The sequence below is a fragment of the Daejeonella sp. AP26 genome, assembly GCF_056680515.1.
This window is the reverse complement of sequence record NZ_CM155286.1, coordinates 1888228-1903871: the sequence shown is the minus strand read 5'-3', so window position 1 is coordinate 1903871 and position 15644 is coordinate 1888228. Positions and strand designations below refer to the sequence as shown.

The window sequence follows — 15644 nt, the reverse complement described above, 5'->3', positions numbered from 1 at the left end:
ATTATTGTTCTTTGATCCTTATCCTTTAATCTAAATATGAAAGCAGTCTGTGTGTTCTGTGGCTCTAACTTCAATGGCGATCCTGGTCTTCTAAAAACTGTAAACCAGCTGGCAGATGTTTTCGTGGAGAAAGATATTACTTTGGTGTTTGGTGGGGGTCGGGTAGGCGTTATGGGGTTAATTGCTGATGCGGTTTTGTTAAGAGGCGGTACAGCTATCGGAGTGATTCCGCAGTTCCTGATGGATAAGGAGGTTGGCCATACGGGGTTGACTGAATTGATCATTACTGAAAATATGCACCAGCGGAAGCAGAAGATGGCTGATCTTTCTGACGGGATGATCACACTACCTGGTGGCTTCGGTACGCTGGAAGAGTTTTTTGAAGTTCTTACCTGGCTGCAGCTTGGTTTGCATACGCAGCCGATTGGACTTTTGAATACCGACGGGTTTTACGATCATTTGTTACTTCAGATGGATTTGATGGTTGAACGTAAGTTTTTAAAACCCGTAAATCGAAAGCTTATATTATCGCACGCTGATCCGGCAAAACTTGTCGCAGAGATGACAAATTTCTCTGCCAAACCAGATGATGTCTGGTTTAAGGATCGTAACCTGACATAATACAGACTGACAAAAAAGATTGTTTTAGATAATCTTGTCTTAATATCAGCTTAATACCCGGCCCTTTATAACACTTGTGTAAAATACCACTTACAATAACGGGTAAACGGTTGAAATATTGCTTTCGTGCGTCATTAGGCACTATTATTGTTGGTTTACAAACAGTAAAAGAAACGAAATCTGTTAATAAAATCCGCTAACCTTTTCCCTTTTTAATCGTTAAGAACGTATATATTCTTAACTTTGCACACTTTTATAAGGGCTATTAATTTATAAATGAGACAACTCAAAATCACACAATCGATTACCAATCGTGAATCCCAATCATTAGATAAGTATTTACACGAAATTGGTAAAGTAGATTTAATCACAGCCGAAGAGGAAGTAATTCTTGCCCAGAAAATCCGCGAAGGCGATCAGGCCGCCTTAGAAAGACTTACAAAAACCAACTTAAGGTTTGTTGTTTCTGTGGCTAAGCAGTATCAGAATCAGGGCTTAACTCTTGGTGACCTCATAAATGAAGGTAACTTAGGTTTAATTAAAGCGGCAAAACGCTTTGATGAAACTAAAGGTTTCAAATTCATCTCCTACGCCGTTTGGTGGATCCGCCAGTCAATTCTGCAGGCTATCGCCGAGCAGTCACGTATCGTGCGTTTGCCACTGAATCAGGTTGGTTCTTTAAGTAAGATCAGTAAAGCATTTTCAAGATTAGAGCAGGAATTCGAACGTGAGCCTTCACCGGAAGAGCTTGCCGATACCCTTGAAACTACAGTAGATAAAATTACCGATACATTGAGTAACTCAGGTCGCCATGTGTCTATGGATGCGCCTTTTGTACAGGGTGAAGAAAACACATTACTGGATGTTTTGGAGAATGATGATCCAAATACAGACAGTAACCTGATTGATGAATCTTTATCTGAAGAGATCAGACGGTCATTGGCTACTCTAACCGAGCGCGAGCGTGAAATTATCGTTCTTTTCTTCGGTTTAAGTACTAATCATCCACTTTCACTTGAAGAGATTGGCGAAAAATTTAACCTGACCCGTGAGCGTGTCAGACAAATTAAAGATAAAGCTTTACAGCGCCTTCGTCATACGTCAAGAAGTAAGATTCTAAAATCTTATTTGGGATAATCATATAAAAACAAAATAATTAGAAAAGATTGGGCTTACGTCCGATCTTTTTTACTTTTAGGCCCAGCCGAACTAACCATCAATTTTATTAACTATGTTGAATAAATACCAAACCGAATTTACCAGTTGGATTGAAAAAGAGAAGAAGGCCATCGAGCTGATTGGTATCGTTGGAACCCTCTGGTTTGACCGCTCTATCGAACTCGTGCTATTTCGCAAGCCCTTATTTGACATAGGCAGCAGCGAAGTACTGTCACATCACCAGTATGCCCGTGAGATTATCAATAAAGAGATCTCCATTTACGACACCCTGGCTCTTGCCCGGGCTATAGCCATGTCAAACCTGGCGCCGTCACGTATTGATATTGGCCGCCTGGCATCAGAATGGATCGATGAGAAAGGGAATTCGGTTTCAGCCAACGACTTTGTCATTAAAAAGTTGGGAAGCCATATTGGGAAGGATAAGATCACCATGCAGCCAAAGAATGTGGTCTTGTATGGGTTCGGCCGTATTGGCAGGATTGCAGCCCGGGAATTAATTACCCAGGCGGGCAAAGGTGAGCAATTGCGTCTACGTGCAATTGTTACCCGCAGCTACAGCGATGAAGATTTGATTAAAAGAGCAGATCTATTACGCAATGATTCTGTACATGGTCCTTTTGCGGGCACTATCGTTGAGGACTTCGAGCATAAAGCCCTGATCATCAACGGACAGGTTATTTACATGCTTGCCGCCAAGAATCCCCATGAATTAGATTATACTCAATATGGGATTTCGGATGCTCTGGTTATTGATAATACCGGCGTTTTCCGTGACCGGGAGGGATTATCCGAGCATTTGAAAGCAAAGGGCGCTCTACAAGTTCTGCTAACAGCACCGGGGAAAGGAGATGTTCCTAACATAGTATTCGGAATCAATCAAAAAGACTTGAACAAATCGGAAACCATTTTTTCAGCGGCATCATGTACAACCAATGCTATTGTGCCGGTACTAAAAATTGTGGAAGAGACGTTCGGCATAGAAAAAGGGCACATTGAAACGGTACACTCTTACACCAACGACCAGAATCTTCTGGATAATTACCATGCTAAATATCGCCGCGGCCGCTCAGCTGCTTTAAATATGGTGATTACTGAAACAGGTGCGGATAAAGCAGTGGCCAAAGTATTACCAACCCTTGAAGGTAAGTTAACCGGTAACGCCGTTCGTGTTCCTACTCCTGATGTGTCCCTGGCAATTCTCAACCTTACGCTATCACGTGAAACCACTAAAGCAGAACTGGAAACCGTTTTAAAGAACGCTTCTCTCTTCGGTAACCTGGTGGAACAAATTGAATATTCAATATCAAATGAATTAGTATCCAGCGATCTGATCGGGAACTCACACGCCAGTATCATCGATGGTCCTGCAACTATTCTATCGAAGGATAATAAGTCGGCTGTGCTGTATGTTTGGTACGACAATGAATATGGTTATACCCGTCAGGTGGTTCGTCTGGCTAAATCGTTAGCAGGTGTAATCCGACTTACTTACTATTAGCATTTAAACCCAACACTCATTTAGGCTGCCCCGCGAAAGGCGGCCTTTTTTGTGAACTCAGTTTTGGCTATCCGTCAGATATGAAATCCGTTTCCGGAGTTTCTCTAGCCTTGGAAAGTGCCCAACCCGATAATTCCTGCTGTTACTTCAGTTAAGCTTACATTATGCTAAAAAATGGGGTAACAATAAGTTCACTAGGTACTGACTATATGATCACAGCTTCCTGATATAGTCATGACATAGTAAGCACATAGTAAGTATATAGTAAGCACATACTAAGCTCGAAAGCAGGCCGGCAAAAATTCGCACTTTTTTAAGCTCGGAAGGGGCTCTTTAGATGACTATTTAGCGGGTCAACGGAAATGGGTGTAACATGAAAACTTTCATCCACGTAACTTCACAGATACCTTGCTTCAAAAAAATTTTAGTATTTTTCAATCTTTATTTTAATCCCTCGCATGAAAAGATTTCTTGTTTTAGCAATATTCGTTCTCCAGTTCCTTGGCAAAACTGCTTACGCGCAAACACCCACATTTATATCCGACAGCCTGGAGAACTATATCAAAACAGGAATTAAAGATTGGAATATTCCGGGTTTGGCTATCGCCATAGTTAAAGACGGTAAACCGGTTGTTATGAGGGGCTTTGGTGTACGGGATATAAAAACCAAAGCCCCCGTTGATGAGAACACTCTCTTCATGATTGCCAGCAATACCAAATTATTTACCGGGACCGCTTTAGCGCAGTTAGACTACAATAAAAAGCTTTCACTGGATGATAAAATTACCAAGTATCTGCCTGGATTTCAACTCTACGATAAAACATCGACAGAACTGGTTACCATTAAAGACGTTCTGAGTCATCGCATCGGTACCAAAACCTTTCAGGGTGATTTTACTTTTTGGAATGGCACTCTGAGCCGTCAGCAGGTTATCGAGAAGATGAAATTACTGAAGCCGGTCGGCGTATTTCGCCAGGACTACGGCTACTGCAACTCCTGTTTTCTGACAGCCGGCGAGGTAATTCCGGTAGTGACCAAAAAGAGCTGGGAAGAATACATCCAGGATAGCATACTGAGGCCTATCAGGATGAATAATACCTACATGCTAACCGCAGGTATGGCTCAACGGAATAACGTTTCTAAACCCTATACAAACCAGTTTACCGGCGAACTTACAGAGCTCCCATACGACCAGGTAGATAATATCGGTCCGGCAGGGAGTATGGTTAGTAGTGTAAGTGATGTCTCTAAATGGTTGTTGACGCAACTGGACAGCGGACGCTTTCAGGGTAAACAAGTGCTGCCATGGCCGGTGATTCAAAAGACCAGGGACATTAACATTGCCACTTCGAGTCGTAAAAGCGCAACATATCCCACACATTTCAGAGGTTATGGCTTAGGCGTATTCATGGCCGATTACGCAGGCAAGCAAGTTTTCTGGCATACCGGCGGCGCTTTTGGCTTCGTGACCAATACATGCTTTGTTCCGGAGTTAAATCTGGGTATAACTATTTTGACGAATAATGATAATCAGGGCTTTTTCGAATTACTGCGTTATCAGATCCTCGATGCTTATTTAAAGCAACCGTACGTTAACCGTAGTAAAATGGCTCTGCCGGACCATTTGAAAGATCTCGCGGAAGCTAAAAAAGATGTTTTGAAATTTGAGGAGCGAGTGGGGAAGGCCAAGCCTGCTTTGACAATTGATGCGTACACCGGTAATTATAAGAATGAAATTTATGGTACCATCCGTATCAATAAGCTGAGTAAAACTAAGCTGGAAGTAGTGTTCACTAATCATAAAGAGTTAAAAGCAACCTTAGATCACATGGATAATGACGAATGGATGCTGAAGTATAATAACATTGCTTATGGAGTTTTCAGTACTAAATTTGATATTAAGGACAAAAAAGTAAATTCCGTAACGATCAAAGCCAACGACTTCATTGAGTACGACCCTTATGTGTTTGTGAAGGAATGAAGCCAGGCGGCCGTTGTCATAAGATTGAGTGCTTTAGATTCTACGAAATGTCTCATATCTCACATCTTCAATCTTGTTTAAAATGAAAATAATACCAATCTACCAGGCCGATGCGTTTAGCGATAAGTTGTTCGGAGGTAATCCTGCAGCTGTATGTCCCTTGATTGAATGGCTGCCGGCACCGCAAATGCAGAAGATTGCTGCAGAAAACAATCTTGCAGAAACTGCTTTCTTTATCCCGCAAGGAAATGACTTTGAGTTGCGGTGGTTTACCCCTGAGTTGGAGATTGATCTTTGCGGCCACGCTACCCTGGCAACGGCTCATATTATCTTCACCCAACTGGGTTATCAGGGGGATGTGATTCACTTTCATACATTAAAAGCAGGCAGGTTAACAGTCACCCGTAACGACGGTCTGTATACTTTAGATTTCCCCTCGAGAGTGGCAGAACCATCTGAAGCTCCGGATGGATTACTGGATGCGCTAGGCGGCAGCCAGCCAATTGAGGTGTTGCGCTCCCGCGATTTTATGCTGGTTTATAAATCAGAAGTTGAAATACGAGCACTAAAGCCTGATTTTAATGCTTTATCCAAAATTGATGCGCTAGGCATTATCGTAACAGCGCCGGGAGATAACAGTGATTTTGTTTCCCGGTTCTTTGCACCCGCAGCCGGCATCAACGAAGATCCCGTAACCGGTTCTGCGCACTGTAACCTGATTCCTTACTGGGCCAATAAGCTAGGTAAGAATGACCTTTATGCTTTCCAGGTATCAGAACGTTTAGGAGAATTATGGTGTCAGCTTCAAGGCGACAGGGTATTGATGTCCGGCAAGGCGGTCACTTATTTGAAGGGGGAGATATATGTTTGAGCGTAACAATTGAAGGAGTAAAGATTAAGGATAAAAGATTTTCTGGTCCTTTATCCTTAATCTTTGTTCTTTCATTCTAAAAGTTCGGTTTCAATACATACTTATCATAGAACCTAAAAATGTGCTCCGCTGCTTCTTCGGCAGTATCCACTAAACGGTAAAGATTTAAATCCTCCTCACTGATGTTCTTTTCATCAGCCAGCATGGTGTTCTTAACCCATTCCATCAAACCTCCCCAGTATTCAGTGCCCACTAAAACAATTGGGAAACGGGCTACTTTGCCAGTTTGTATCAGGGTTAAAGCTTCAAACATTTCATCCATCGTACCAAAGCCTCCAGGCAAAACAATAAAGCCTTGCGAGTATTTCATGAACATCACCTTGCGGATGAAGAAGTAATCAAATTCAAGGATCTTGTCGCGGTCGATATACTTATTGTGGAACTGTTCAAACGGAAGTTCTATATTCAGTCCTACGGATTTCCCACCGGCTTCATAAGCGCCTTTATTGGCTGCTTCCATAATACCAGGACCGCCGCCTGAGATAACACCGTAGCCGCGTTCTGTTAATAAGCGTGCGCATTCTTCGGCCAGCTTGTAATACTTATTTTCATTATTGGTACGCGCAGACCCAAAGATGGAGACGCAGGGACCGATACGGGCCAGCTTTTCAAAACCATCAACAAACTCAGCCATGATTTTAAATATCTGCCAGGAGTCGGTAACCTTTATTTCTTGCCAGTTCTTGTTTTCAAAAGCATTTCTTATTTTTTCGTCACTAGTCATAAATCTGGAAAGTTCTACTGTTAATACTGAGTTTTGGCTGTTGTAGGTTTGCTAATTAGCAGTAAACCGATAAAGGTGATCAAGCCATTAATTACGATCAGTTCATTATCAAAAACATAGCCACCCATTAGAGTTTTGGAGTTGGCATTCAGAAATAAGCATACAGCCGGAGATAACAAACAAATAAAGGGAACCAGCTTGTCCCTGACCCCGCGATTCTTCATAAACAGGCCGAAGCCATATAGACCCAGCAAGGGGCCATATGTGTAGGAGGCAACAGTAAAAATGGCACTCACAACACTGGCATTATTCACAGCGTTAAACAACACTACAACGAGAAACATTAGTATTGAAAAGCCAATATGTACAAAATGTCTGCTTCGCACAACCGTCGGGTCGTTAATGTTATCCTTTTTATCAAAATTTAAAAAGTCTACACAAAAAGAAGTTGTCAGGGCCGTTAATGCCGAGTCGGTAGTTGCAAAAGTGGCAGCCGTAAGGCCAAGCATGAAGACAATTCCCGGAATTAAAGCAAGATGATTAAAAGCAATTTCGGGAAATAGGAAGTCTGTACGTACATTCCCCGCCGCATCCGTAGGAATAGCTATACCGTTTGCGGTTGCGTACACATAAAGCAGTGCACCAACACTTAGAAAGAAAATGTTAATCAGTACAAATATTGCCGTGAATGTAAACATGTTCTTTTGAGCTTCACCGATGTTTTTGCAGCTCAGATTCTTTTGCATCAGGTCCTGGTCAAGGCCTACCATGGCAAGAGTTACAAATATACCGCCCAAGAGTTGCTTAGTGACGTGGAATTTGCTGGTTACAAAATCTTCAAAGAAGAAGATCTTAGAATAACCGCTCTCCTTAATAGTTTCGAAGGCCTCCGGGATATTTAAGTTCAAACTGTCGCAGATGAAATAAATGGTCAGGAAAACAGAAGAAACCAGAAACACGGTTTGCAATGTATCAGTAATAATAATAGTCTTTAACCCGCCCTTATAAGTGTAGGCCCAGATAAGTCCTAACGCGATCAGCACCGTAAGCCAAAAGGGGATATTGTAAGCATCAAAAATAAAGCGCTGTAAGACGATTACTACAAGGTAGAGCCTGAACGAAGATCCAATGGTTCTGCTTAACAGGAAAATACTGGCTGCGGTTTTATAGCTCCAGGTACCTAAACGCTGCTCGATATACGTATAAATGGAAGTTAACCGCATGCGGTAATACAGGGGAAGCAAAACGGTGGCTACCAGGATGAAGCCTATCGCGTTACCTAATACGAATTGAAAATATTTGAATTCGTTACCTGCCGGCGACCCCACTTCACCAGGTACCGAGATAAAAGTAACTCCTGATAGAGCGGTCCCAATCATTCCAAAAGCGACCAGGTACCATTTGGAATTTCTGTTAGCTGTAAAGAAAGTGGAGTTGTCTGTTGATTTTCGGGAAGTAAAGTGAGCGATGATAATTAGAACAGCAAAATAGCCGATAAGGAATGATAGTAAAACAATTGGGGACATATACTTTAATTTCGTTCGGGGCTAAATGTAATAATTATAGTTTTCAAACACGGCTATTAGATTTTCTGTCAGGTAAAATTTTGGTTATTGCCTGATGGTAATTTGCGAAGCTAAAGTCTGCTTTAGATTGTTATAACAGAGATTATATTTTTAAATATAAATTTGCAACATGAACTTTTCGTCAAAGTTGCTTGAGAACGCAGTTAATGAGTTTTCCAAACTGCCGGGAGTAGGGCAAAAAACTGCTTTACGGCTGGTTCTTCATTTATTGAATCAACCGGCAGCTGATGTTGCGGGCTTTAGTAATGCAATTACCCGTTTAAAAAACGAAATACGCTTTTGCAAGGTTTGCCGCAATATTTCTGACTTGCCGGTTTGTGAGATCTGTGCTTCTGTGAAAAGAGATAAAAGTTTGATCTGTATTGTGGAGGATACCCGAGATGTAATGGCTATTGAAAACACAGGTCAGTACAACGGCGTTTACCATGTGCTGGGGGGACTGATATCTCCTATGGATGGCATTGGTCCCTCCGACCTTAATATAGAGAGTTTGGTTGAGCGTACATCAACCAGTGAAGTGATAGAGGTAATACTCGCTTTAAGTTCCACAATGGAGGGCGACACTACGATATTTTATTTATATAAAAAACTTAAAGATCAGAGTGTTAAAATTAGTGCCATTGCCCGTGGAATAGCCTTTGGAGGGGAATTGGAATATGTTGACGAAATAACTCTTGGTCGTTCTATTGCTACCCGTGTGCCTTATGAAAATTCGCTGATGAAGTAGCTGTTAGTTGTCAGCTATCAGTTGTCAGCAATAGATTGTCCATCATTCTTAATTCTTAATTCCCAATTCTTAATTATCCTATTCCCCTATGTCTCTTAAGTCTAAAACAGTTATAATCACTGGTGCCTCCTCCGGGATTGGAAAAGCATGTGCAGAAGAATTTGCCCGTCAGGGAGCAAATCTGGTATTAGGCGCGCGGCAATACGTAACGCTGTGTGAAATAACACAGGATCTGGAAAAACGGTATGGTGTCAAGGCTGTAGCAGTGCAGTGCGATGTATCAAAAGAGGCGGACTGTGAACATTTGATAAAGCAGGCTTTTTTAACATTTAACCGTATTGATATTCTGATTAATAACGCGGGAATCTCCATGAGGGCTTTATTTAAAGATCTGGACTTGGTTGTTTTACGTAATTTAATGGATGTTAATTTTTGGGGAGCTGTGTATTGTACAAAGTATGCGCTGCCGGAACTTTTAAAAAATAAAGGTTCGGTGGTGGGCATATCTTCCATTGCAGGATACCGAGGCTTGCCGGGGCGTACTGGATATTCAGCTTCTAAGTTTGCCTTAAATGGTTTCCTGGAAGCTTTAAGAGTTGAGAATTTGAAAAACGGTTTACATGTGATGATTGCTTCGCCGGGCTTTACTGCTTCTAACATTCGTAATATTGCTTTAGTGAAGGACGGCTCCGCCCAGGGGGAGAGCAGTATGGATGAAGGAAAGATGATGACTTCAGAGAGGGTTGCTGAAATTATTGTTCAGGGTGTGATAGCACGAAAACGAACTTTGATTATGACCGGGCAAGGGAAACTAACGGTTTTTCTAAATAAATTTTTGCCATCCTTTTTGGATGGATTGGTTTATACTCATTTCACAAAAGAGAAAGACCCGCTGATTCAATAATTAAAAAATTAAGGATTAGGATTTTGCTCATATAAAATCTCCTCTCCCATGAAACTAAAGCACTTCTTTTTAATGTTTCTATATTTCAATACGATAAGTACGGCTTTAACCGCAAGGGTTAAATCGGAGAAAGATATTGCTTACACCAATACAATTTTTGGAAAAAGCAATTTATTAGATGTCTATTATCCGGAGATAGACGGCAAAACTAAAGATGTACTGGTTTTCATTCATGGAGGTTCATGGGATAGTGGTAAGAAGGACATTTACTGGTGGCTGGGCCGCAATTTTGCAAACAAAGACATCGTCGGGGTTAATATAAATTACAGGCTGGCACCAGGACACCAATATGCCGAAATGGCTTCTGATGGTGCTGCAGCCATTAAATGGGTTAAGAATAATATTAGTCGGTTTGGAGGTAACGCTGATCGAATATTTGTAATGGGACATTCTGCCGGCGGGCATCTTGCCGCCCTTATTAATTCAGATCCTCTTTTTTTTAAGGAACAAGGCATTGATAATCCTATCCAGGGAGTGATCTTAAATGACGGCTTTGGTTTGGATATGCATGAGTACCTTCTTACAGCCGAAAAAACAAAGCAGACTGCTAGCTTTTTAAAAACTTTCGGTACTGATACGGAGGTTTGGAAGAAGGGTTCGCCGCTGACCCACTTTGCTAATATTGATAATCCTTATCTTATTCTTGTAGGAGAACGTACTTACCCGGCCATACAAACTCAATCGCGACGATTGTATGAGTTGCTCAAGGCTAAAGGCCAACCTGCCAGCTTCGAACAGGTAGCTAAAAAGAAACATATTGGGATGATCACCCAGATGGTTTTCGGGAGGAATAAAATGTACCAGCTGATTGTTGACTTTATGGCGGCAAGCAAGGCAACAAAAAAGCCGGCTTGATGAATGATCAAACCGGCTTCCTTAAAGAATCGTATAACTATAATTGCTGATCGCGCATCATTTTAATTTTATCGTGAGACAATTTTAAGGCTTGCTGTTGTCTCATAACCAGTTCACGCACAGAGGCTGGAAGGTCATCATCCTGGAGAGCAGTGCGATAAGCTTTTTGAGCTGCATCTTCACCAAATTCGCAATTCTCGAGAATTGATTTCCGGCTGTTACCAGAAAACGTGGCCTTTACATCCATCCACGCTCTATAGATCTTGCCACTTGCAGTTGTGCCGGTTTCAACTTCGCCACCCAGACTAACCACCACATCTCTCAACGCTTGCTTATACTGCCGGCTTTCAGTTACCATTTGCTCGAAGATAACCTTAAGGTCAGAATCGTCCATTTCAGTTTCTTCTATAGCTTTTTCATACCCTTTAATACGATCGTTATTTATCTCTACTAAATCATTTAATACTTCAACTGCATTGTCATTGGTTTCCATATCTATTATTTTTTGATGTTACCTTATAACTATTTAATCACAACTTGGTTTTAGCTATTTAACGGATTGTATGTTAACGTGCTATCCTCCAACCACTTCGCCACCGTTGATATGAATTATCTGGCCAGTTACGTATGAGGAGTCATTACATGCGAGGTAAACATAGGCGGGTGCTACTTCTGAGGGTTGTCCTGCGCGCCCCATCGGAGTGTCGGTTCCGAAATGCTTGATATGTTCATCATCAAATGATGATACAATTAGTGGGGTCCATATAGGTCCCGGCGCAACTCCATTCACCCTGATCTTTCTTGCAGCCAGGTTTTTTCCCAATGAGCGGGTGAAGCTAACGATAGCTCCCTTAGTCGATGAATAATCAAGGAGATGTTCACTGCCCCGGTACGCAGTTACAGAGGTGGTGTTAATGATAGAATCCCCTTCTTTTAAATGATTAAGAGCTTCCTGCGTAAGATAAAAATAGGAGTAGATATTGGTCTTAAAAGTTTTATCGAGTTGCTCATGACTGATCTGCTGTAATTCTTCCTGCGGGAATTGCTGTGCCGCATTATTGACCAGAATGTTGAGCTTTCCAAGTTCCTTTACGGTCTGTTCGATTACTTGCTTACAGAAACCTGCATCGCTTACGTCTCCTTTCAATAATAGACAACGCTTTCCTTCTTTTTCGACCAGTTGACCAGTTTCTTCAGCATCTGCCTGCTCATCCAGGTATACGATAGCTATATCCGCGCCTTCTTTTGCGAAATGAACCGCTACAGCCCTCCCAATTCCACTGTCGCCCCCTGTGATTACGGCAACTTTGCCGTTTAGTTTTCCGCCAGCTTTATAATCCGGGCTAATATACTCGGGTTTCGGCGTCATTTTCTCTTCTTTTCCCGGCTGATGCCGCTGTTCCTGTGGCGGAAAGCTCTTCGGTTGATCTTCCATAATCTATTAGTAATGTGAATGAGAACAGCTCCATATTTCTATTGTTTCGTTTGATTTCCTTTTGAAGCATATGATAATTACATTCGTTAAAGGCATTTATGCGCAGTCACAATGGAAATAGATGTAAAGATCAGGCAGATGAGATTAGATGACAGCCCAACTATTGCTGAGCTTTCTCTCCAATTAGGATATCCATCGTCAGTCGAAGAGATTCAAACCCGCATAACTAAAATGGCCAGCGATAGAGCTAATTGTGTCTTCACAGCTTTAATTGATGAGAAGGTAGTAGGTTGGATACATGCATATTATGCTGTGCGGATTGAGTCAGCACCTTTTGTTGAAATAGGAGGATTGGTTGTTGACGAGAATTTTAGAGGCAGGCATATTGGCGAGAAACTGGTTACTGTAGTTACCAATTGGGCGCTGATGAAGGGGGTTAAAACATTGCGGGTCCGTTCTAACACCCGCAGGCTTCCGGCACATCAATTTTACAAACACATTGGCTTTAAGGAAATAAAAGAGCAAAAGGTTTTTACTTTAGATTTATAACAGTTTTATCGCTTCCTATAACAAATCCTTATCCTTTTCATCGTACACACAGAATGTGCTAATTGACGAGTGATCAATTCTGCTTCTTAACTTAATGGATTTTTATGAATACTAAAGTATCAATGTCCCTGAGTGCGGCTACTATGGCAGTAGCAGGCGTTTTATTGACTTTCTTACCTAAAGAATTACTGAGTTATATCTCTCCGGTCGAACAAAATCCGCTACTAATAATCGTGCAGATCTTAGGCGCCCTGTATTTTGCTTATGCAATGCTTAACTGGATGACTCGTGGAAATATTATTGGCGGAATATATAGCAGGCCCATTGCAATCAGCAATGTTACTCATTTCTTTATCGGTAGTATGGCTTTGCTAAAATCGGGAAGTCAGTACAATTCTGTCCTCATCTGGGTTGCCGGACTAATTTATCTTACCCAGGCCATACTTTTTGGACTTGTCTTGTTCACTCATCCTGTTAAAGAAGCACGAGCAATATTTAATGCAATAGTCTTTTCTTAAGCATGCCACCTTTGGTGTCGTTTATTGGGTTCATTACAATAAAAGCCTTATGGTCAATTCGTTCAATTTCACCTTTTAACTTTGAAAGTTCCAGACGAGTGACAACTGTAAATATTATATCGATATCCTTCGATTTAAACTGACTATCCGTTAAGCCCCTTTCACCCTTGTAGATGGTAACGGCGCGTCCTAATTTCTCTGTGATTGCCTCCCGGATGGCATTGCTTTTATTTGAGATAATGGTAACTCCTGTATATTCCTCAATACCCTGGATTATGAAGTCTACCGTTTTTGAAGCTGATAGATAGGTGAGGATGGAGTACAAAGCCGTTTCAATGCCTAATATGAATGCGGCAACTAGAAATATGACCACGTTGATCAAAAGAATAATATCTCCAATACTCAAAATGCTTTTGCGATTTATGTAAACCGCAAGAATTTCAGTTCCATCAATCACGCTGCCACCACGGATTGCGAGACCAATTCCTGAGCCAAGAAAGAAACCGCCAAATATCGAGATAAGTAGCTTATCGTCTGTGATCACCGGAAATTCAATAAAATAGATAACCAGCGCTAGCGTAAAAATGGCCATAGCAGTATTGAGGGCAAAACTTTTATTTATCTGCTTTAATCCCATGTAAATAAAGGGAATATTAAAAATAAACAGCCATACAGATACATGCACTCCTGTCAGTTGGGCAGTTAAAAGGGATATGCCGGTGATACCGCCATCGATGAAATGATTGGGAACCAGGAAGCCTTTTAAACCAAACGCGGCGAGTAGAACACCAAGAGAGATTAGCAGGATACGACCCAGTCGAACTCTTAAAAGGAATAAATTTCTGGACCGCCGCGTTGCCTTCATCGCTAAAAATACTTAAAAAAGGTTTGCAGCACAGAAAAAGATTAGCCATATTTGCCATTCATGAAAGTAAATAACATACCTGCAGGCTATTGGTGGCAAATGAGAGATCGTTCGGCAATCAGGTAAAGTATGTATGTTTTTAATATATAAAAGACTTTAGGGTTGCCATATGGTAGCCCTTTTTTTATGCCTTAACGTTTAAGCCTATAGCGAATGAAAAAGATATTAAACAGGTTATTTGAACAGAAAACCTTTACCAAAATAGAGGCTAAGGAAATACTTACAGATATGACCCAGGGGAAATTCAACGTTTCTCAAATGGCAGCTTTTATGGCGGTTTATTGTATGCGCAATATTACAGTTGATGAGCTTGAAGGTTTCCGCGACGCCATGCTTGAACTCTGCAGGCCAACCAAGTTGGATGATTTCGACCTGATCGATCTTTGCGGTACTGGAGGAGACGGTAAAAATACCTTTAATATTTCTACACTTGCATCTTTTGTAGTAGCCGGAGCCGGTTATAAGGTAGCTAAACACGGTAATTATGGCGTTTCATCAGGTTGCGGCTCCTCAAATGTGATGGAGTACCTTGGCTATCAGTTTACTAACGATACCGATATGCTGCGCCGGAATGTAGAAGATGCCGGAATCTGCTTTCTGCATGCTCCGCTGTTTCATCCTGCAATGAAAACCGTTGCTCCAATCCGTAAAGAACTAGGAGTGAAAACTTTTTTCAATATGCTTGGACCTATGGTCAATCCTTCCAAACCAAAGTTTCAGATGGTTGGGGTTTATAGTCTCGAGCTTGCCAGGCTCTTTGCTTATTTATATCAAAAGGAAGACTTGAAATACACAGTCCTTCACGCTCTAGAGGGTTACGATGAAATATCTTTGACCTGTGATTTTAAAACCTACACCAATAAAGGGGAAGAGCTACATTCCTTAGCAGCTTTAGGGTTTGAAAAGATAGACCCCCTAACCATTGCCGGCGGCAGTACGGTACCGGAATCAGCTAGTATTTTCAGATCCGTGTTACAGGGAGAAGGAACTACCGAGCAGAACAACGTCGTTTTGTGCAATGCAGCTGCTGCGATAAGAACAATTAAATCTGAGTCTTCTTTTTCGGATTGTTTTTATGAGGCCGAAGAATCTCTGTTAAATAAACAGGCTTTAAAAAGCTTCAATAAATTACTAGCATTAAATTGAGATT

At 41.5% G+C, this 15644-nt stretch carries 16 protein-coding genes; 11 read left to right on the top strand and 5 right to left on the bottom strand.

Annotated elements, in window-relative coordinates; translation table 11 throughout:
• Positions 1-36: 36 nt before the first annotated feature.
• The 5 genes from AC1MCB_RS08165 to AC1MCB_RS08145 all read left to right on the top strand — a co-directional run bounded on the left by AC1MCB_RS08165 (position 37) and on the right by AC1MCB_RS08145 (position 6151).
• On the top strand, positions 37-621 hold the full coding sequence (locus AC1MCB_RS08165; RefSeq protein WP_479968253.1) for an LOG family protein: 585 nt from the start codon (positions 37-39) through the stop codon (positions 619-621).
• 276 nt (positions 622-897) lie between these two features.
• A complete protein-coding gene (locus tag AC1MCB_RS08160) occupies positions 898-1758 on the top strand; it encodes a sigma-70 family RNA polymerase sigma factor (RefSeq protein WP_479968252.1) in 861 nt (286 codons plus the stop codon).
• Between the two features lie 94 nt (positions 1759-1852).
• Positions 1853-3298: a glyceraldehyde-3-phosphate dehydrogenase gene (locus AC1MCB_RS08155; RefSeq protein ID WP_479968251.1), complete on the top strand. Its 1446-nt coding sequence runs from the start codon at positions 1853-1855 to the stop codon at positions 3296-3298.
• Positions 3299-3756: 458 nt separating this feature from the next.
• Complete coding sequence (locus tag AC1MCB_RS08150) at positions 3757-5280, top strand: serine hydrolase (RefSeq protein WP_479968250.1); 1524 nt, start codon at positions 3757-3759, stop codon at positions 5278-5280.
• Positions 5281-5362: 82 nt separating this feature from the next.
• Positions 5363-6151, top strand: a complete 789-nt coding sequence (locus tag AC1MCB_RS08145; protein ID WP_479968249.1) for a PhzF family phenazine biosynthesis protein — start codon at positions 5363-5365, stop codon at positions 6149-6151.
• 76 nt (positions 6152-6227) lie between these two features.
• On the opposite strand, the gene AC1MCB_RS08140 is transcribed toward AC1MCB_RS08145, so the two are convergent.
• On the bottom strand, positions 6228-6935 hold the full coding sequence (locus tag AC1MCB_RS08140; RefSeq protein ID WP_479968248.1) for an LOG family protein: 708 nt from the start codon (positions 6933-6935) through the stop codon (positions 6228-6230).
• Between the two features lie 20 nt (positions 6936-6955).
• A complete protein-coding gene (locus AC1MCB_RS08135) occupies positions 6956-8461 on the bottom strand; it encodes a sodium:solute symporter (RefSeq protein WP_479968247.1) in 1506 nt (501 codons plus the stop codon).
• 169 nt (positions 8462-8630) lie between these two features.
• Between AC1MCB_RS08135 and recR the strand changes: the two genes are divergently transcribed.
• The 3 genes from recR to AC1MCB_RS08120 all read left to right on the top strand — a co-directional run bounded on the left by recR (position 8631) and on the right by AC1MCB_RS08120 (position 11067).
• Entirely contained in the window at positions 8631-9248 is a 618-nt protein-coding gene (recR, locus tag AC1MCB_RS08130) for a recombination mediator RecR (protein WP_479968246.1), read from the top strand.
• An 88-nt stretch (positions 9249-9336) separates the two neighbouring features.
• Positions 9337-10152, top strand: a complete 816-nt coding sequence (locus AC1MCB_RS08125; RefSeq protein WP_479968245.1) for an SDR family oxidoreductase — start codon at positions 9337-9339, stop codon at positions 10150-10152.
• A 48-nt stretch (positions 10153-10200) separates the two neighbouring features.
• On the top strand, positions 10201-11067 hold the full coding sequence (locus AC1MCB_RS08120; protein WP_479968244.1) for an alpha/beta hydrolase: 867 nt from the start codon (positions 10201-10203) through the stop codon (positions 11065-11067).
• Positions 11068-11104: 37 nt separating this feature from the next.
• On the opposite strand, the gene AC1MCB_RS08115 is transcribed toward AC1MCB_RS08120, so the two are convergent.
• A complete protein-coding gene (locus AC1MCB_RS08115) occupies positions 11105-11560 on the bottom strand; it encodes a PA2169 family four-helix-bundle protein (protein WP_479968243.1) in 456 nt (151 codons plus the stop codon).
• Positions 11561-11641: 81 nt separating this feature from the next.
• Entirely contained in the window at positions 11642-12502 is an 861-nt protein-coding gene (locus AC1MCB_RS08110; protein WP_479968242.1) for an SDR family oxidoreductase, read from the bottom strand.
• A 111-nt stretch (positions 12503-12613) separates the two neighbouring features.
• Between AC1MCB_RS08110 and AC1MCB_RS08105 the strand changes: the two genes are divergently transcribed.
• Together AC1MCB_RS08105 and AC1MCB_RS08100 are read left to right on the top strand one after the other, a co-directional pair.
• Entirely contained in the window at positions 12614-13051 is a 438-nt protein-coding gene (locus tag AC1MCB_RS08105; protein WP_479968241.1) for a GNAT family N-acetyltransferase, read from the top strand.
• 104 nt (positions 13052-13155) lie between these two features.
• On the top strand, positions 13156-13569 hold the full coding sequence (locus AC1MCB_RS08100) for a hypothetical protein (RefSeq protein WP_479968240.1): 414 nt from the start codon (positions 13156-13158) through the stop codon (positions 13567-13569).
• Here the strand turns inward: AC1MCB_RS08100 and AC1MCB_RS08095 are convergent.
• Complete coding sequence (locus AC1MCB_RS08095; RefSeq protein WP_479968239.1) at positions 13547-14434, bottom strand: YitT family protein; 888 nt, start codon at positions 14432-14434, stop codon at positions 13547-13549. The two genes, AC1MCB_RS08100 and AC1MCB_RS08095, sit on opposite strands and share 23 nt — an antisense overlap.
• A 213-nt stretch (positions 14435-14647) precedes the next feature.
• Between AC1MCB_RS08095 and trpD the strand changes: the two genes are divergently transcribed.
• Positions 14648-15640, top strand: a complete 993-nt coding sequence (gene trpD, locus AC1MCB_RS08090; protein ID WP_479968238.1) for an anthranilate phosphoribosyltransferase — start codon at positions 14648-14650, stop codon at positions 15638-15640.
• Positions 15641-15644 lie beyond the last annotated feature (4 nt).